The sequence below is a fragment of the Bradyrhizobium sp. IC4060 genome (assembly GCF_020193715.1).
Taxonomy (GTDB): Bacteria; Pseudomonadota; Alphaproteobacteria; order Rhizobiales; family Xanthobacteraceae; genus Bradyrhizobium; species Bradyrhizobium yuanmingense.
Genome location: NZ_JADYVJ010000008.1, coordinates 203526 through 222181, shown reverse-complemented (window position 1 = coordinate 222181; position 18656 = coordinate 203526). Strand labels below are relative to the sequence as shown.

16 protein-coding genes are annotated in these 18656 nt (G+C 65.1%); 9 read left to right on the top strand and 7 right to left on the bottom strand.

Going from position 1 to position 18656, the window contains the following annotated elements:
• Window positions 1–102: 102 nt before the first annotated feature.
• The 4 genes from I6F16_RS25005 (at window position 103) to I6F16_RS24990 (ending at window position 5694) form a co-directional block, all read left to right on the top strand.
• Window positions 103–1317: an aminotransferase class I/II-fold pyridoxal phosphate-dependent enzyme gene (locus tag I6F16_RS25005; RefSeq protein ID WP_109141975.1), complete on the top strand. Its 1215-nt coding sequence runs from the start codon at window positions 103–105 to the stop codon at window positions 1315–1317.
• A gap of 9 nt (window positions 1318–1326) precedes the next feature.
• Window positions 1327–3807 carry a DNA translocase FtsK gene (locus I6F16_RS25000; protein WP_036024275.1) on the top strand — a complete coding sequence of 827 codons (2481 nt, stop codon included), beginning with the start codon at window positions 1327–1329 and terminating at the stop codon, window positions 3805–3807.
• Window positions 3808–3959: 152 nt separating this feature from the next.
• Window positions 3960–4718 (top strand): outer membrane lipoprotein carrier protein LolA, encoded by a 759-nt coding sequence (locus tag I6F16_RS24995; RefSeq protein WP_036003066.1) that lies wholly within the window; start codon window positions 3960–3962, stop codon window positions 4716–4718.
• 160 nt (window positions 4719–4878) lie between these two features.
• Window positions 4879–5694: an exodeoxyribonuclease III gene (locus I6F16_RS24990; protein WP_036003067.1), complete on the top strand. Its 816-nt coding sequence runs from the start codon at window positions 4879–4881 to the stop codon at window positions 5692–5694.
• Between the two features lie 142 nt (window positions 5695–5836).
• Here the strand turns inward: I6F16_RS24990 and I6F16_RS24985 are convergent, their stop codons facing one another.
• Together I6F16_RS24985 and I6F16_RS24980 are read right to left on the bottom strand one after the other, a co-directional pair.
• Window positions 5837–6280, bottom strand: coding sequence for a cyclic nucleotide-binding domain-containing protein (locus I6F16_RS24985; RefSeq protein WP_025033074.1), 444 nt, complete (start codon window positions 6278–6280; stop codon window positions 5837–5839).
• Window positions 6281–6338: 58 nt separating this feature from the next.
• A complete protein-coding gene (locus tag I6F16_RS24980; RefSeq protein WP_008142830.1) occupies window positions 6339–7025 on the bottom strand; it encodes a response regulator in 687 nt (228 codons plus the stop codon).
• Window positions 7026–7228: 203 nt separating this feature from the next.
• Here I6F16_RS24980 and I6F16_RS24975 point away from each other — a divergent pair, with 203 nt between their 5' ends.
• Window positions 7229–7798, top strand: coding sequence for a L,D-transpeptidase family protein (locus I6F16_RS24975; RefSeq protein ID WP_036024277.1), 570 nt, complete (start codon window positions 7229–7231; stop codon window positions 7796–7798).
• Window positions 7799–7877: 79 nt separating this feature from the next.
• Here the strand turns inward: I6F16_RS24975 and I6F16_RS24970 are convergent, their stop codons facing one another.
• A complete protein-coding gene (locus I6F16_RS24970; protein ID WP_036003069.1) occupies window positions 7878–8567 on the bottom strand; it encodes a YggS family pyridoxal phosphate-dependent enzyme in 690 nt (229 codons plus the stop codon).
• Window positions 8568–8676: 109 nt separating this feature from the next.
• Between I6F16_RS24970 and I6F16_RS24965 the strand changes: the two genes are divergently transcribed.
• A complete protein-coding gene (locus I6F16_RS24965) occupies window positions 8677–10380 on the top strand; it encodes a diguanylate cyclase (protein ID WP_036003074.1) in 1704 nt (567 codons plus the stop codon).
• 62 nt (window positions 10381–10442) lie between these two features.
• Here the strand turns inward: I6F16_RS24965 and I6F16_RS24960 are convergent, their stop codons facing one another.
• The gene (locus tag I6F16_RS24960) at window positions 10443–11489 is read right to left on the bottom strand and encodes a GGDEF domain-containing protein (protein WP_225113158.1); all 1047 of its coding nucleotides are present in this window, start codon (window positions 11487–11489) and stop codon (window positions 10443–10445) included.
• Window positions 11490–11676: 187 nt separating this feature from the next.
• On the opposite strand from I6F16_RS24960, the gene leuS reads away from it, so the two are divergent.
• The 3 genes from leuS (at window position 11677) to holA (ending at window position 15960) form a co-directional block, all read left to right on the top strand.
• Window positions 11677–14328 carry a leucine--tRNA ligase gene (gene leuS, locus I6F16_RS24955; RefSeq protein WP_225113157.1) on the top strand — a complete coding sequence of 884 codons (2652 nt, stop codon included), beginning with the start codon at window positions 11677–11679 and terminating at the stop codon, window positions 14326–14328.
• Window positions 14315–14866 carry an LPS assembly lipoprotein LptE gene (gene lptE, locus I6F16_RS24950; protein WP_036003091.1) on the top strand — a complete coding sequence of 184 codons (552 nt, stop codon included), beginning with the start codon at window positions 14315–14317 and terminating at the stop codon, window positions 14864–14866. The genes leuS and lptE overlap by 14 nt, the downstream gene beginning before the upstream one ends.
• A gap of 65 nt (window positions 14867–14931) precedes the next feature.
• The gene (holA, locus tag I6F16_RS24945) at window positions 14932–15960 is read left to right on the top strand and encodes a DNA polymerase III subunit delta (RefSeq protein WP_225113156.1); all 1029 of its coding nucleotides are present in this window, start codon (window positions 14932–14934) and stop codon (window positions 15958–15960) included.
• A gap of 160 nt (window positions 15961–16120) precedes the next feature.
• On the opposite strand, the gene I6F16_RS24940 is transcribed toward holA, so the two are convergent.
• From I6F16_RS24940 to rsmG, 3 genes are all read right to left on the bottom strand, one after another.
• Entirely contained in the window at window positions 16121–17008 is an 888-nt protein-coding gene (locus I6F16_RS24940; protein WP_036003095.1) for a ParB/RepB/Spo0J family partition protein, read from the bottom strand.
• 137 nt (window positions 17009–17145) lie between these two features.
• Window positions 17146–18012 carry a ParA family protein gene (locus tag I6F16_RS24935; protein WP_025033064.1) on the bottom strand — a complete coding sequence of 289 codons (867 nt, stop codon included), beginning with the start codon at window positions 18010–18012 and terminating at the stop codon, window positions 17146–17148.
• A gap of 20 nt (window positions 18013–18032) precedes the next feature.
• Window positions 18033–18638: a 16S rRNA (guanine(527)-N(7))-methyltransferase RsmG gene (rsmG, locus tag I6F16_RS24930; RefSeq protein WP_225113200.1), complete on the bottom strand. Its 606-nt coding sequence runs from the start codon at window positions 18636–18638 to the stop codon at window positions 18033–18035.
• Window positions 18639–18656: the final 18 nt, after the last annotated feature.

The window sequence follows — 18656 nt, the reverse complement described above, 5'->3', positions numbered from 1 at the left end:
TTAATCGCGTCTTAACCTCGCCCTATCTATGGTGAACTGAACCGCTTCCCGCCGGCGCCTATGGTAGCGACCGGCCGTTCCAAGAGTACTGGCGCCCAACGAATGGCTCTGACCGCTTCATCCCGTGCGCCGCAGGGCGGTAATGGCTCCGATTCCGAACGCTCGCCCTTCGTCCGGCTGAACGAGCTGCTGGCCCCGCATCAGCCGGGCAAGCCCTTGATTTCGCTTGCGGTCGGCGAGCCCCAGCATCCCGTGCCCGACTTCGTCGGCCCGGTGCTGGCCAAGCACATCGCCGATTTCGGCCGTTATCCCGCGAACAAGGGTACCGATCCGTTCCGCAACGCCGCCGGGGCCTGGCTGTCGACGCGCTTCAAGCTGCCGCGGCCGCTCGACCCCGAGAGCGAGATTCTCGTCCTCAATGGCAGCCGCGAGGGGCTGTTCCTCGCCGCGATCGCGGCCGCGCGCTATGTCGGCCCGCGTCCGGGCAAGCCCGCGATCCTGATGCCGAACCCGTTCTATCCGGTCTACGGCGCGGGCGCGCTTGCGGCCGCTTGCGAGCCGGTCCATCTGCCGACCACGGTCGAGAACGGCTTCCTGCCCGACCTCGACGCGATCGACGAAGCGACCCTGGCGCGCACGGTGGCGTTCTACCTGGCTTCGCCCGCCAATCCGCAGGGCTCGGTGGCGAGGCCCGGCTACTTCAAGCGCTTGAAGCAGCTCGCCGACCGCTACGGCTTCGTGATCCTCAGCGACGAGTGCTATTCCGAGATCTACACCCGCGAGGCACCCGGCAGCGCGCTGGAATGCGCCGGCCCCGACTTCACGCGCGTGGTCGCGTTCCAGTCACTGTCGAAGCGCTCCAACCTGCCGGGCCTGCGCGTCGGCTTTGCCGCCGGCGACAAGAGGTTCATCGGCATGTTCCTCGAGCTGCGCAACATCGCCGCGCCCCAGGTGCCGGTGCCGCTGCAGCATGTCGCGACGGTCGCCTATGGCGACGAGGCGCATGTCGAGGAGAATCGGCGGCTGTACCGGATCAAGTTCGACCTCGCCGACCAGATCATCGGCAATCGTTACGGCTATCGCCGCCCCGATGCCGGCTTCTGCGTCTGGCTCAACACCTCCGAGATCGGCGACGACGTGTCGGTGACGCTCAAGCTGTTCAAGGAAGCCGGCGTGCGCGTGGTGCCCGGCAGCTTCCTGGCGCGACAGCAGCCTGACGGATTCAATCCCGGCGCAGGCTATATCCGCCTCGCACTGGTGCAGGACGGCGAGACCACGGCGCAGGCGCTGCACCGGCTGGTCGAGACTCTGGGTTAGGCGGGGCCCGTGAGCATGTCGGCAATCGAACGCGTCATTCCTCTGGTCGGCCATCTGCCGCCCTCGATCCGCGAGGGGCTGGCACGGCGCATGCGCGAGCTCGCCGGCCTCGGCCTGATCGCGCTGGCGGGCATCGCCGCGGCGGCGCTGATGACGTGGTCGGTGCAGGATCCCAGTCTCAGCCACGCGACCTCGCGGCCGATCCGCAACATCCTCGGCTATGCCGGCGCGATCGGCGCCGATCTCGCCATGCAGATCCTGGGGCTCGGCGCGATCATGCTGGTCCTGACCGTTGCGGTCTGGGGCTGGCGTATGATGACGCATCGGCCGTTCGACCGCGAGGCGCTGCGGCTCGGCTCCTGGATTCTCTGCACGGTGATCGCGGCAGGCTTCGTCAGTTGCTTTCAGCATGGCGGGGCCTGGCCGCTGCCGACCGGCCTCGGCGGCGTGGTCGGCGATGCGCTGGTGCGCGCGCCCGCGGTGATCTTCGGGCCGGCCGGTACGATCTATCGCATCGTGCTGGGCACGATCCTGTTCGCCGCGATGACAGCGACCTTCCTGATCGCCTGCGGCCTCGGCGCGCGCGAGCAAGACGACGAGATCGCTGAGGTCGCCGATGACGACAAGCCGCTCGACGAAGACGAGGAGAGCGATCGGGGTTCGGTCTCGCTGGGCTGGCTGTTCCATGCATTGATGAGCACCAAGGCGCGGCTGATCTGGCTGTGTGGTGCCGCCTACCGCTCGCTGGTCTCGAGCGGACCGAAGACCAAGGCCGCCCAGTTCAGCCGGCAGGAGCCGAATCTCGGCGGCGGCCGCTCGGCGCCGTCGATCTCACCGCAGTCTCAAGACGAGGACTACGAGGACGAGCACGAAGACGAATTGGAGGACGAGGAGGAGGAAGAGGAGGAGCCCGCCGCGCGCGCCCCGAAGAAGAAAGCCGCGCCGAAGCCCGCTTCCAAGAAATCCTCCGACAAGTTCGACCTCCCGTCCGTCTCCATGCTGGCCGCACCAAAGGCCGGCGATCGCCAGCCGCTCAGCAAGGCCGAGCTGGAGAACAATTCCCGTTCGCTCGAAGGCGTGCTGCAGGATTTCGGCGTGCGCGGCGAGATCGTGAAGGCCAATCCCGGTCCGGTCGTTACGCTGTACGAGCTGGAGCCGGCGCCCGGCATCAAGTCCTCGCGCGTGATCGGCCTTGCCGACGACATCGCCCGCTCGATGAGCGCGCTGTCGGCACGCGTCGCCGTCGTGCCCGGCCGCAACGCGATCGGCATCGAGCTGCCGAACGCGCATCGCGAGAAAGTCTATTTGCGCGAATTGCTGGTGGCGAAGGAGGCGACCGACACGGTGGCGAAGCTGCCGCTCTGCCTCGGCAAGACCATCGGCGGCGACCCCGTCATCATCGACCTCGCGCGCACCCCGCACATGCTGATCGCCGGTACCACCGGCTCGGGCAAGTCGGTCGCGATCAACACCATGATCCTCAGCCTGGTCTACCGGCTGCGGCCGGACCAGTGCCGCCTGATCATGGTCGATCCGAAGATGCTCGAGCTCTCCGTCTATGACGGCATTCCCCATCTGCTCACGCCTGTTGTGACCGACCCGAAGAAGGCGGTGGTCGCGCTGAAATGGGCCGTGCGCGAGATGGAAGAGCGCTACAAGAACATGGCCAAGCTCGGTGTGCGCAACATCGACGGTTACAACACGCGCCTGCTCGAATTGAAGGCCAAGGGCGAGGAGCCGACGCGCACGGTGCATACCGGCTTCGACAAGGAAACCGGCAAGGCGATCTACGAGGAAGAGAAGCTCTCGCTCGATCCGCTGCCCTACATCGTCATCATCGTCGACGAAATGGCCGACCTGATGATGGTCGCCGGCAAGGACATCGAAGGCGCGGTGCAGCGTCTGGCGCAGATGGCGCGGGCCGCAGGCCTGCACGTGATCCTGGCGACGCAGCGTCCGTCGGTCGACGTCATCACCGGCACCATCAAGGCGAACTTCCCGACCCGTATCGCCTTCCAGGTCACCTCCAAGATCGACAGCCGCACCATTCTCGGCGAGATGGGCGCCGAGCAGCTGCTCGGCCAGGGCGACATGCTCTACATGGCGGGCGGCGGCCGCATCAGCCGCGTGCACGGACCGTTCGCCTCCGACGAGGAAGTCGAGAAGGTGGTGCGTCACCTCAAGACGCAGGGACAGCCGGAATATCTCGAAGCCGTCACCGCCGAAGAGCCGACCGAGGACGAGGACGGTGCCGTGTTCGACGCCACCGGCATGGGCGGCGATGGCGGCGGCGATCTCTTCCAGCAGGCGGTCGCGATCGTCAAACGCGATCGCAAGGCCTCGACCAGCTACATCCAGCGCCGCCTGCAAATCGGCTACAACCGCGCCGCATCGCTGATGGAGCGCATGGAACTGGAAGGCATCGTCGGTCCCGCCAACCATGCCGGCAAGCGCGAGATTCTGGTCGAGGAAGAAGACAGCCATATGTGAGGCGAGGAGCCTCTGAGCAACATTTCACGCAAATTCGATATCTGCTTTTGCCCGAAATCACGGTAAAAGGGCGCCCAGCCACACAGGACGACGCGTTGATCAGACATCCGGACATTCGATTCGCTGCCACCATCGCCGCGCGAAGCGCGCGCATGGCCGGCGTGCTTCTCGTCACCGCCGCGATGGTGACCGCTGCGTCTTTCGCGCAGACCGTGCCGGTGCCGAAGCCCGCGCCGAAGGGGCGTGACGGCGGCGCGACCGCCGGTGGGCCGGCCGTCACCGGCGCGACGCAGGCGCCGCCCAATCCGGTGATCCCGGATCCGCGGCGCAACGTTCCGAGCAGCATCTTCCAGACCTTCGACGCCAACCAGAAAGCGCAGGCGGCCAAGGTCAGCGCCTATCTGTCGTCGCTGCAGACGTTGGTCGGGAATTTCGTCCAGGTCGGTCCCGACGGCAGCAAGACGCAGGGCGACTTCTACATCCAGAAACCCGGCAAGGTACGCTTCGAATATGATGCGCCGAGCCCGATCGACATCGTCGCCGACGGATCCTCGCTCGTGGTGCGCGACCGCAAGCTCGCGACCCAGGACGTCTACCCGCTGTCGCAGACGCCGCTGCGCTTTCTATTGTCCGACCGCATCGACCTGATGAGGGACACCAATGTCGTTGGCGTCTCGGCCGACGACGTCTTCGTCAGCGTCACCATCGAGGAGAAGCAGGCCCTGGTCGGCACCAGCCGCTTGCTGCTGATGTTCGGCGCCAAGGACGGCCAGCTCAAGCAGTGGACCGTCACCGATCCGCAGGGCTACGACACGACGATTGCGGTGTACAATCTGGACTCGAGCAAGAAGCTCGACCCCAACATGTTCAAGATCGATTTCACCAATTACAACACGCCGTCGCGGGGTTGAGCGCTCCGCTGCCGTAGGGTGGGCAAAGGCGCTCTTGCGCCGTGCCTACCACCTCTCCTCACGGCCATCACGGTGGGCACGCTTCGCTTTGCCCACCCTACGAGAGCTCGCTGTGGACAAGCATTTTCCCCACGCCAATCCATGCTAAGACGCATTTCCTATGCGTCTTTCCCTGACAACCTGGAACATCAATTCGGTGCGGCTACGCATCGACCTGGTCGCGAAATTTCTCAAGAGCGCGCGGCCAGAAGTGCTGTGCCTGCAGGAGACCAAGTGCATCGACGATGCTTTTCCGCTGAAGCGCTTCAAGCGGCTCGGCTACGAGCACGTCGCGCTGAACGGTCAGAAGGGCTATCACGGCGTCGCCATCATCTCGAAGATCCCGTTCGAATCGAAGGACATCCGCACCTTCTGCGACAAGGTGGATTCGCGCCACATCTCGGTGTCGTTCGGTGAAAAGGCGGGCATCGCAAAACCACTGGTGCTGCATAATTTCTACGTGCCCGCGGGCGGCGACATTCCCGATCCCGCGCTGAACGAGAAATTCGACCACAAGCTCCGCTTCCTCGACGAGATGAAAGCGTGCGAGCCGCTGCATCCGCGCGGTGAGGACCGCCACATCCTGGTCGGCGATCTCAACGTCGCCCCGCACGAGAACGACGTGTGGTCGCACAAGCAGCTGCTGAAAGTGGTCTCGCACACGCCTGTCGAAACGGAGAAGCTGAAGGCGGCGCTCGCGGCCGGCGAATGGGTCGACGTCGCGCGCGAGCGCATCCCGATGTCGGAGAAGGTCTATACGTGGTGGAGCTACCGCTCCGCCGACTGGACCATCGGCGATCGCGGCCGCAGGCTCGACCACATCTGGGTCTCGCGCGCGCTGAAGGATGCAGTCAGCGATTTCAGGATTCTGCGCGATGCGCGCAGCTGGGAGCGGCCATCGGACCACGTGCCTGTGACGGTGACGCTGGAGGTGTGAGCCGCCCTCGTCATTCCGGGGCGCGCCACTTGGCGCGAGCCCGGAATCCATTCATCAATTGACTCTGCCGCTCAATGGATTCTCAGGTGCGCAATTGCGCACCATAGTTCGCGACTTCGTCGCGCCCCGGAATGACGAGGGCTCAGCTCGTCAGCTTCGCACCCGCCATCAGGATATCACTGGCGATCTGGCTGGAGCGCACCGCGAACTCGTCGCGCAGGCGCACCGCCGCAGCGGGATCGCTTTCGAGCACGCGCTGGAACAGGCTGCGGGCGACGCGGATGACGGAGGAATGCTCCAGCGCGACCGCGCTCGACGGCCGCTTCATCGGCACCACCAGCGCGAGCTCGCCGATCAACGCGCCGGGACCGGCGATCATTTCGGCGCCGGCGCCGTCCTCGACCCGGAAGGCGCCGCGCTGGACCACGAAGCCGGCGTCGGCGTCGTCGCCGAGATTGAACAGCACGTCGCCGCGGACGAAATCACGCTGCTCCGAGCCGATCGCCAGCATGCGCAACGAGGCGTCTCCCAACAGGCGCAGTGTCGGGACACGCTCGAGAAGCGCTACATCATCGTCGATTGACATTCAGGTCCGAGGCTCGAAGGCGTGCGATCTAAAACGATTCGCACGCCATCGAAGCGTATCACGGCACCAGCTTGTAGCCACCGGCTTCCGTCACCAGGATCTCCGGGTTGGCGGCGTCCTTCTCGATCTTCTGGCGGAGGCGGTAGATGTGGGTTTCCAGCGTGTGCGTGGTGACGCCGGAATTATAGCCCCAAACCTCCTGGAGCAGGGTCTCGCGCGACACCGGCATCTGGCCGGCCCGGTAGAGGAAGCGGAGAATTGCGGTTTCCTTCTCGGTGAGGCGGACCTTGCGGGCATTGGCCGCGGTGAGCATCTTCGAGCCGGGACGGAAGGAGTAGGGTCCGACCGAGAACACCGCGTCCTCGCTGGCTTCATGCTGACGGAGCTGGGCGCGGATGCGCGCCAGCAGCACCGCGAAACGGAAGGGCTTTGCCACATAGTCGTTGGCGCCGGATTCCAGGCCCAGGATCGTGTCGGAATCGGTGTCGTGCCCGGTCAGCATGATGATCGGGGCCTTGAAGCCGCCCTTCCGCAGCGAGCGGACAACCTCGCGGCCGTCGGTGTCGGGCAGGCCGACATCCATCAGAACCAGATCGGGGGAATTGGCCTTCGCGGCGCTGGCGCCCTTGGCGCCGGTATCGACCGCAGAGGCTTCGAATTCTTCGTGTAGCGATAATTGCTCCACCAACGTGTCGCGCAGATCGGTATCGTCATCCACGATCAGGATCTTGCGGGCATTGGCCATAGGGGGTCATCCTTTTGGGGTCCGGCTCGGCGGCACATCCATGCCGCACCCAGCCGCGAGGGGAAGTTTAAGGTCGCCGTGATTATTGTTGTTCGTGTTGAAGTAGTGGGCTGTTACCGATTCACAAGCCAGAAGCACTCTAACTCAGAATAGCAGGACGTTTGGATGAATGTCCTGTAATGAATTCGACATTGCACGTTCACATGAAAAACAAAGCAGCTTCAGTCGGTTACATCAGGAATCGAGGCCCCGGGCCGCTCTCGGCGATCCGCGTTAAGCCTGCTGCCGGCAATCCGCGTCGAGGCTGGCTGACGGCGGGAGCGCTGACCATTCCGGTTGCGCTGGGGCGAGGCGGCATTCTCGCCAACAAGCGCGAGGGCGATGGCGGCACCCCCAGAGGCAGCTTCCGGCCCAGGCAATTGTGGTGGCGGGGCGACCGGCACAGCCGTCCCCGGACGTTCCTGCCGGCCCGGATGATCACCGGCGTGGACGCCTGGTGCGAGGATCCGCGGGACCGCCGCTACAACCAGAGCATCCGGCTCGGCGAGGGGCAGGGCGGCGACCGGCTCCAGCGCGCCGACCATCTCTACGACTTCATCATCGAGATCGACCACAACACCCGACCCCGCATCGCCGGCCGCGGCAGCGCGGTGTTCCTGCACCTTGCCCGCGACAATTTCGGCCCGACCGCCGGCTGCGTCTCCATGACGAAATCCGCCATGCTGCAATTGCTGCGGCGCCTGGGCCCGCGCACAAAGATCATCATCGGGTGAGGCACACCGCCGTCATTGCGAGGAGCCCTTGCGACAATATTGACAGCGTTCGGGCGGCATCGGCCCTCGCCAACGGCAATTACCGATGCCCGAAGATCGCGCTGCCGACGCGCACATGGGTGGCACCCAGCATGATGGCGGTCGCGAAATCGGCGCTCATGCCCATCGAGAGATTCGTCAAGCCATTGCGCGCGGCGATCTTGGCGGTGAGCGCAAAGTGCGCGGCGGGCGGCTCGTCGACCGGCGGGATGCACATCAATCCGGAGATCGTCAGCCCGTAGGTGTCGCGGCAGCTTGCAATGAAGGCATCGGCCTCGCCCGGGGCAATCCCGGCCTTCTGCGGCTCCTCGCCGGTGTTGATCTGGACGAACAGCTGCGGGTGCCTGTTCTGGGATTCGATTTCCTTGGCTAACGCTTGGCAAATGCTCGGACGGTCGACCGAATGGATGGCGTCGAACAGCGCAACCGCCTCTTTCGCCTTGTTGGATTGCAGCGGCCCGATCAGATGCAGCGCGATATCGGGGTAAGCAGACGTTAACGCCGGCCACTTGGCTTTGGCCTCCTGCACCCGATTCTCGCCAAATACGCGCTGTCCTGCGGCGATAACCGGGATAATTGCATCCGCCGCGAACGTCTTGGACACGGCGATCAGCGTGACCGAGGCGCGGTCACGCTGCGCGTCCCTGCAGGCGCGTGCAATTTCGGCTTCGACCGCGGCGAGCGCGTTTGGTGAATGGCCGGTGACCGGCGCGACGTTGGCTTCCGTCATGACGTCTCGTGGTTGTGACCTTAGCCCGAGTTAGGTCCAATTTTACCGAGTTCAAGAAACAGTTTTTGAACCCTTCGCTTTACCTTAGCCCGCGGGGTGGGTAGCGAAAATGGCAAGCGTCAGTCTCAACCGCAAGCGCGCGAAACTCAAGCAGGTTCTCGGTATCCGGGCGCGGCTTGCGTTGCTCGCGGTGATTCTCGTGACGCCCTTGATGATCGAGCGCATCCGTTCCCTCGAAGACACGCGCGCGCGGCAAGTTGCGCAGGCCGCGGCTGAATTCACCACGGTGGCGAGGCACAGCGCCGATGCGCAGCGCCAGGTAATCTCGTCGGTCGAGACCATTCTGAAATCGGAGGCCTTCATCCGCGCCTCCGCCGGCGGCATCAGCAAGAGCTGCGACGTGCTGCGCGCGAGCCTGCCGTCGAGCCTGCCCTGGATCCGCACGCTTCTGATCGCCGGCCAGGACGGCCGCATCCAATGCGCCACCAACAACATGTATGTCGGCCTCGATCTCAGCGACCGACCGTACTTCCAGCAGGCCCAGGAAACCGGCCGCTTCGTGCTGAGCGACTTCATCATGTCGCGACCGGTACCGTCGCCAACGGTGATGGCGGTCTATCCGGTCTCCGCCTTCAGCGGTGTGGCCGATGCCGTCGTGCTCGCCACCGTCAATCTCGACTGGATGTCGAAGGTCATGAACAATCTGGGCGGTCGCGCCGGCATCACTGCGGTGCTGGTCGACAGCGCGGGCACCGTGCTGGCGGCCCCGGCCGATCAGCACAGCGCGGTCGGCCGTCCGCTCGACAACATGCCGCTGATGTCCGCGATCGCCGACAAGGCGCTGCGCTCTGATCAGGATGAGGGTTCGCTGTCCTTTCTCGCCGCCGACGGCTCCCGCCGCGCGGTCAGCTATATCCGCATCGCCGGCACCAATGCCCGCCTGATCGCCAGCATCGACGAAGACAAGGTATCCGCAGCGGTCAGCCGCGACATCCGCACCGCCTATCTGCAGCTCGCCTTCGTGCTCATGTTCGTCCTGCTCGGCGCGCTGATCGCCGCCGAAAAGCTCGTGATCAAGCCGATCGAGATGCTCGCCGACATGGCCAAGCGGCTCGGCGAGGGCGACCTGTCGGCGCGCGCCGCGCGCAATCGCCTGCCCGCCGAGTTCGTGCCGCTGGCCCGCGCATTCAACGCGATGGCCGCGCAGCTGAGCCAGCGCGAGCGCGAGCTGATCGCAAGCAACGACCGCCTGACGGTGATGGCGTCGATCGACATGCTGTCCGGTCTCGCCAACCGCCGCGGCTTCCAGAGCCGGCTGGATTTCGAATGGATGCGCGCGCAGCAATATGGCAGCGAGCTGGCGCTTCTGATGATCGACGTCGACCATTTCAAGCTGTTCAACGACACCTACGGCCATCTCGAAGGCGATTCCTGCCTGACGCGGCTCGGCGAATCACTGTCCGGCATCGCCGCCGACACGATGGGCTTCGCGGCCCGCTACGGCGGCGAGGAGTTCTGCCTGCTGCTGCCGAACACCGACGTGACGCGCGCCGTCGCGATCGGCGAGCAGGTGCGTTCGGCCGTGCTGAGGCTCTGCCTGCCTCACATCACCTCGAACCACATGATCGTCACGGTCTCGATCGGCGTCGCCGCGACCAAGCCGAGCGAATCCTTGCGTCCCGGCGACCTGATCGAAGCCGCCGACGCCGCGCTCTACGCCGCCAAGCATCGTGGCCGCAACAATGTCGTCGAGCACGGCGTGCAGGCGATCGCGACCGGCACGGCCGAGATGATGATGGTGGCGAGCGCCTAAAGCGCTGGTTCTTCACCTCGCTCCGCTTGCGGCGGGGCGATGGAGCATACCGTCGCTGACGGCTAGCCCGCAGCCCCGGCCCGCTCGAGCTCGATCTCCGTCACCACACGATTGCGGCCGCCGCCCTTGGCGAGATAGAGCGCACGGTCGCAGCGTTCGATCAGATCCGTGATCGCCTCGCCGACCCGGTATTGCGCCACGCCGATCGACACGCTGATGCCGGGCAGGGTCTCGCCGGTCGAGCGACGCGTGAGCGTGCAATCTGCGATCGCGCGCCTGATGCGTTCGGCGATCTCGGCGCAAGCGGCGAGATCGGCGTCCGGCAGCACCGCGATCAGCTCCTCGCCGCCATAGCGGGCCGGCAGATCTTGCGCGCGAACCTTCTCGCGCAGGACCTTGGCCATCAGGCGCAGCACCTGGTCGCCGACACCGTGGCCGAAATTGTCGTTGAACGACTTGAAGTAGTCGATGTCGAGCATCAGCACGCTGAGCGGCTCGCCCCATTCCGCCGTCGTCTGCGCCTTGCGCAGGAATTCGTCGAGGGCCCGCCGGTTCGCCAGCCCGGTCAGCGTGTCGGTCCGGGCGCGCTGCTCGGACCGCGACAGCGAATCGCGGATCACGTCGAGTTCGCGGGTCTTTTCCGCAAAGCCTGCCTCCAGCCGCGTCGCCCGCGTGGCCGCCCGCGCCAGCTCGTTCATGAGCTGGGCAACCAGCAGCTTTGGATCGACGCCGGCCTTGCCCTGGTCAGCCACCTGGCTGATGACCTGCATTTGCGAATGATTGTCGGCGATCGCCGTCGTCAGAAACTCCTTCGCCGTCCCCATCAGCGCCTGCAGCCGCTCGGACGTGTCGACCACGACGGCACTCACCTGGGGCGCGACGTAGGTCTCGAACAGATCCTGATTGGTTTGGGCGTCGAAGGGACGATTGTGGTCAATCAGGAGATCGATCGCGTTGCGCAGATCGTCATGGCTGCCCGCGAAGTACTGGAACCAGACGGCAAAGTTGGCGGGGGTCGGTGCAATCCGCTGTTCGGCCATGCTCCGCATCGCCCGCCCGGCGACGGACGCGGCATAGTCGTAATCGGGATCGTCGAAGCTGGAATCCATGTGCGGTAACGCGGCCTTGTCGGATCGCAACTTGGCACCGACGCCTTAATCACACCCCAACGCGGACCCTCGTAGTTATGCGGAGGGGGTCGGTTCCCAAAACGCGGCAACCCATTGACCCCTTAAGGGCTTCTATGGCCTAGTCCGCCGTCTTGAGACGGCCGAACCACGAAAACCCAACGATTCCATGACCTCCGAACGCTATAACGCCCGCGACGCCGAACCGCGCTGGCAACGCCTCTGGGACGAGCAGGCGATCTTCGTCTCCAGGAACGACGATCCGCGGCCGAAATATTACGTGCTCGAGATGTTCCCCTACCCGTCCGGGCGCATCCATATCGGCCATGTCCGGAATTACACGCTCGGTGACGTGCTGGCCCGCTTCATGCGCGCCAAGGGGTTCAACGTGCTGCATCCGATGGGCTGGGACGCCTTCGGCCTGCCGGCCGAGAACGCCGCGATCGAGCGCAAGGTCGCCCCGAAGGCCTGGACCTACGACAACATCGCCGCGATGAAGAAGCAGCTCCGCTCGATCGGGCTGTCGCTGGACTGGTCCAGGGAGATCGCGACCTGCGACCCCTCCTACTACAAGCACCAGCAGAAGATGTTCCTGGATTTCCTGCGCGCAGGACTTGCCGAGCGCGAGAAGCGCAAGGTGAACTGGGACCCCGTCGACATGACCGTGCTCGCCAACGAGCAGGTGATCGACGGCCGCGGCTGGCGTTCGGGCGCCGTGGTCGAGCAGCGCGAGATGAACCAGTGGGTCTTCAAGATCACGAAGTACTCGCAGGAGCTGCTGTCGGCGCTCGACGGGCTGGACCGCTGGCCCGACAAGGTGCGGCTGATGCAGCGCAACTGGATCGGTCGTTCGGAAGGCCTGTTGATCCGCTTCGCGCTGGATGCGGCGACGACGCCGGCCGGCGAGAGCGAGCTGAAGATTTTCACGACGCGCCCGGACACGCTGTTCGGCGCAAAGTTCATGGCGATCTCGGCGGATCATCCGCTGGCACAGGCCGCCGCCGCAAAGAACCCTGAGCTTGCGGCGTTCGTTGCCGAGATCAAGAAGATCGGCACCGCGCAGGAGATCATCGACACCGCGGAGAAGCAGGGTTTCGACACCGGCATCCGCGCGGTGCACCCGTTCGATCCCTCCTGGAAGCTGCCGGTCTATGTCGCCAATTTCGTGCTGATGGAATACGGCACCGGCGCCATCTTCGGCTGCCCGGCGCACGATCAGCGTGACCTCGACTTCGTCAACAAGTACGCTCTCGGCAACACGCCCGTCGTATGCCCGGAAGGCCAGGACCCGAAGAGCTTCGTCATCACCGACACCGCTTATGACGGCGACGGCCGCATGATCAATTCGCGCTTCCTCGACGGCATGACCATCGAGCAGGCGAAGGAAGAGGTGGCGAAGCGGCTCGAGACGGAGCTGCGCGGCAACGCGCCGGTCGGCGAGCGCCAGGTGAATTTCCGTCTGCGCGACTGGGGCATTTCGCGCCAGCGCTATTGGGGCTGCCCGATTCCCGTCATTCACTGTCCGAAATGCGACGTGGTGCCGGTGCCGGATGCCGACCTGCCCGTGAAGCTGCCTGACGATGCGACCTTCGACAAGCCGGGCAACGCGCTCGATCATCATCCGAGCTGGAAGCACGTCACCTGCCCGCAATGCGGCGGCAAGGCTCAACGCGAAACCGACACCATGGACACGTTCGTGGACTCGTCCTGGTACTTTGCGCGCTTCACCGATCCCTGGAACGAGGCTTCGCCGACCACGCCTGCGGTCGCCAACCGGATGCTGCCGGTCGACCAATATATCGGCGGCGTCGAGCACGCGATCCTGCATCTGCTCTACAGCCGCTTCTTCACCCGCGCGATGAAAGCGACCGGACATATCGCGCTGGACGAGCCGTTCGCCGGCATGTTCACGCAAGGCATGGTGGTGCACGAGACCTACCAGAAGGCCGACGGCAGCTATGTGCAGCCGGCCGAGGTGAAGGTCGAGGTCGGCGGCAACGGACGCCGCGCCACGCTGCTGACGACGGGCGAAGACATCGCGATCGGCCCGATCGAGAAGATGTCCAAGTCGAAGAAGAACACGGTCGACCCCGACGACATCATCGAGACCTATGGCGCCGACGTCGCCCGCTGGTTCATGCTGTCGGACTCCCCGCCCGACCGCGACGTGATCTGGAGCGACGAGCGCGTCCAGGGTGCCTCGCGCTTCGTGCAGCGGCTGTGGCGGCTGGTGAACGATGCCGCCACCCTCGGCAAGGCTGCGCCGGCAGCCCGGCCGGCCAGCTTCGGCCCGGACGCCACCGCCTTGCGCAAGGCCGCCCACGGCGCGCTGGACAAGGTCACCGCCGGCATCGAGCGGCTGCACTTCAACGTTTGCCTCGCCCATATCCGCGAATTCACCAATGCCTTCTCGGAGGTGCTCCAGCGCCCCGGCCAACCTGCCCCGGACCTCGCTCCAGATTTGGCTTGGGCGATCCAGGAGGCCAGCCAGATCCTGGTCCAGCTGTTCTCGCCGATGATGCCGCACCTCGCCGAGGAGTGCTGGCAGGTGCTTTTTGAGAATGGTCTTGGCCGAAAGGGGCTGGTTTCGGAGGCCGATTGGCCGCAAATCGAACGCGATTTGCTGGTTGAAGACAGCGTGACCCTGGTGGTGCAGGTCAACGGCAAGAAGCGAGGTGAGGTCACAGTTGCAACAGCGGCCCAAAATCCGGAAATCGAGGCTGCCGTTTTGGCCCTCGATGCGGTAAAGCTGGCCCTGGACGGCAAGCCCGTCCGCAAGGTGATCATCGTTCCCAAGAGGATCGTGAATGTTGTCGGCTAGGACCCGTATCGCAGCCCGCTTGCTGGCAGTTGCCGCGCTGGCGGCGCTGACGGCCGGCTGCTTCCAGCCGATGTATGCCGAGCGCAGCGACGGCACCCCGGGCCTGCGCGAGAAGCTGATGGGGGTCGAGCTGCCCCCGATCAACAAACCCAATGCGTCCCGCGAGGCCCGCGTCGGCGTCGAGATCCGCAACGCGCTGGCCTTCAAGCTTTACGGCACGGCGACGGGCATGCCGCCGACCCACCGGCTCGACATCCGCTTCACCACCAGCCGCTCCTCCCTGATCGTCAGCTCCGCAACGGGATTGCCGACCAGCGAAAATCTCGGCATCGACGCCCAGTACAATCTGGTCGAAGTCGTAACCGGCAAGTCTGTGATGACCGGCTCGACCTTCTCGCGCGTGTCCTATGACATGCCGGGGTCCTATCAGCGCTTCTCGCGCACCCGCGCCGTGCGCGATGCCGAAGACCGGGCCGCCAACGAGATCGCCGAGAACATCACCACCCGGCTCGCCTCGTTCTTCACCGCGGGAACGTAATACGCTTCCGTCATTCCGGGTTCGCCTTCTGACGAGGCATTCCGGAATGACGAGTATCGGACGATATGGTCGCACTGCGCGGAAAAGAGATCGACGCCTTCCTCGCCCGCCCCGATGCGGGCCGTCCGATCATCCTGCTCTACGGTCCCGATGCCGGCCTCGTGCGCGAGCGCGCCGACGCGTTGATCGCGTCCGGCGTCGACGATCCCAACGATCCGTTCTCGCTGGTCAAGCTCGACGGTGACGAGCTCTCCGCCGAGCCGTCGCGCCTGGTCGACGAAGCCATGACGGTGCCGCTGTTCGGCGGCCGACGCGCCATCCGCGTTCGCGCCGGCTCGCGCAGCTTTGCCTCCGGCATCGAGACTCTGGCCGAGATGAACGTGAAGGATTGCCGCATCGTGATCGAGGCCGGCGAGCTCCGCCCGGAATCGCCGCTGCGCAAGGCCTGCGAGAAAGCCAAGACCGCCGTGGCGATCGGCTGTTATCCCGACACCGAGCGCGATCTTGCCAAGCTGATGGACGACGAGCTGCGGATCGCGAATTTGCGCATCGCGCCGGACGCCCGCGCGGCGCTGATGTCGTTCCTCGGCGGCGACCGTCAGGCCTCGCGCAATGAGCTGCGCAAGCTGACGCTCTACGCCCATGGCAAGGGCGAGGTCACGCTGGATGACGTCATGGCCGTGGTCGCCGATGCCTCGGAGCTGAAGCTCGATCCGATCGTCGACGGTGCCTTCGCCGGGCGGCCCGACATCGTCGAGACCGAGTTTGCAAAGGCAATGATCGCCGGGACCTATCCCGGCGTGATCATCTCGGCCGCGCAGCGCCAGGCCGCGTGGCTGCACAAATCGGCGCTGGCGATTGCCGACGGCACGCCTGCCTCCGCCGTGCTCGACGGCGGCTTTCCGCGCCTGCATTTTTCACGAAAGCCCGCGGTCGAAACCGCGCTGCGCAATTTCAGCCCGGCGCGGCTCGCCGCTGTGATCGAGCAGCTGGCGACCGCCGCCCTCGACACGCGCAAACAGTCCACCCTCACCGCTGCCATCGCCCAGCGCGCGCTGATGGCAATCGCGGCGAATGCGAAACGGCGGGGCTAGGCCCCCGCTCTCACCACGTCATTGCGAGCGCAGCGAAGCAATCCAGAGTCCCTCCGCGGAAAGATTCTAGATTGCTTCGCCGCTTCAGCGCAAAATTGCTTCGCAATTTTGTCGCGAGCTCCTCGCAATAACGCGTGGAGAGAGTGGCGTCAAAATGGCGCTACAGCGCGCCCTTGGCCAGCCGCTTCATCACCTCGTCGAGCTGATCGAGGTTGCGGTAGTTGATCTGCACGGAGCCGCCGGGATCGCGGTGATTGACGGTGACCTTGAGGCCGAGCGCGTCGCTGACGCGCTTCTCCAGATCGATCGTGTCGGGGTCCTTCTCCTTGCCTCCGCTGGCGCGCGCCTTCTGCGGCTTGCGCTCCGGCACGCCCTCTTCATGCGCAAGCGCCTCGGCCTGGCGGACGTTGAGACCTTCCTCGACGATGCGCTTGGCGGCGGCGAGTGGATCGGGCACGCCGATCAGCGCGCGGGCGTGGCCGGCCGTCAGCTCGCCGGTCGCGATGAAGGCCTGCACTTCCGCTGGCAGCTTGGTCAGCCGCATCATGTTGGCGACGTGGCTGCGGCTCTTGCCGACGACCTTGGCGATGTCCTCCTGGCTGCGTTTGAACTCGTTGGCGAGCGCATGATAGCCCTGCGCCTCTTCCATCGGGTTGAGGTCCTCGCGCTGCACGTTCTCGACGATCGCGAATTCCAGCGCATCGCTGTCGCTGATGTCGACCGGGACGATCGGCACCTCGTGCAGGCCGGCCATCTGCGAGGCGCGCCAACGCCGTTCGCCGGCAATGATCTCGTAGCGATCCTGCGCGCCTTTCACCGGACGCACCACGATCGGCTGGATCACGCCATGCTGCTTGATGGACTCCGAGAGCTCCTTCAGCTCGGTGTCCGAAAAGGTGCGGCGCGGGTTGCGCGGATTGGCCTTGATGAATTCGATCGGCACCTTGCGCTGCGCGCGCGGACGATCGACATGCTGAGCCTCGCCGCCGACGTCACCGATCAGACTTGCAAGACCCCGGCCCAGTCGCGAACGCGCTTCGTCGGCCATCGCCAGCTCCCTTGGATTCACGGTGCAGCACTCCAGAACTGAATTATCGTAGGGTGGGTAAAGCGAAGCGTGCCCACCGATTGGGTGCGGAAGACGGTGGGCACGGCGAAGACGCCTTTGCCCACCCTACGGCATTGTCAATGCGTGGTGCGCAACTCGCGCTCGCGCTGGATCACTTCGGTGGCGAGGCGCAAGTAAGCTTCGCTGCCGACGCATTTGAGGTCGTAGACCAGCACCGGCTTGCCGTAGGACGGCGCTTCCGAGATGCGCACGTTGCGCGGGATCATGGTCTTGTAGACCTTCTCGCCCATGAACTGGCGGACGTCGGCGACGACCTGGTTCGACAGGTTGTTGCGCGAGTCGAACATGGTCAGCACGATGCCGTGGATCGACAGATTCGGATTGAGTGTCGAGCGCACCTGCTCCACGGTCTGCAACAATTGCGACAGACCTTCGAGCGCGAAGAACTCGCATTGCAGCGGCACCAGGATCGCATCCGAGGCCGCCATCGCATTGACCGTAAGCAGGTTGAGCGAGGGCGGGCAGTCGATCAGCACGTAGGTGTAGTCGGCGTCCGGCGAGACGTTGTTGTTGAGCGCGCCGATCGCATCGCGCAACTTGAAGGCGCGGCCGGGCGTGGTGCCGAGCTCGAGCTCGAGGCCGGAGAGATCCATGGTCGATGGTGCGATGTGCAGCCGCGGCACCGCGGTCGAGACCACCGCCTCGCGCAAGGCGGCTTCGCCGATCAGCACGTCGTAGGTCGAGCAGGAGCGGTTGCGGCGATCGATGCCGAGGCCGGTCGAGGCGTTGCCCTGAGGATCGAGATCGACGATCAGGACGCGCTCCCCGATCGCCGCGAGCGCCGTGCCCAAGTTGATCGCTGTGGTTGTTTTCCCCACCCCGCCCTTTTGATTCGCCAGCGCGAGGATGCGCGGATGGCCGTGGGGGACCTCGTCGGTCTTTTGGGCCGTCTGTTCTTGCTGCGGTTCGTCAATCACGCTCATCGCAATTCCCCACTCACCCCTCAGCGGCGCCATTCGGCGGCATTGAGCTCCACGATCCAGCCGTCGCCCGTGCGGCTTTGGTAGAGCTGTGGCCGAATATTCCAATATTTAGCGGCTTCGGTCAATTCAGCCTCTACATCTTGACCCTTGAGAAACAATGCCTTTGCGCCCTGGCGCATCAGCGGCTCCGCAAAGCCGATGAGTTGATGTAGCGGAGCCAGCGCACGCGCGGTGACGCAATCGACTGGGCCGGTGATTCTATCCACATTATCCCCGATCTCAGCGAGATGTACGACTCCCGGAGATGTGGTGACGCGGATCGCTTCGCGCAAAAAGGCGGCCTTCTTGGCGATTCGCTCGACCAGATGGACGCTCGCGCCAGGCGTGCCGGCCATGGCGCAGGCGAGCACGACGCCGGGAAATCCGCCGCCGCTCCCGAGATCAGCCCACCGTTTTGCAGCCGGTGCGAGATCGATGAGCTGGAGCGAGTCAGCGATGTGCCGGGTCCAGAGGTTTGGCAAAGTCGATGGCGCGACGAGATTGGTCTTGGCCTGCCACTCCCGGAGTAGCGCGATGTAGCGATCAAGCCGCTCCTCGGTTTCACGTGAAACGGGAGCGAGCTTCATAGCGGCGGTCTTGTCAGC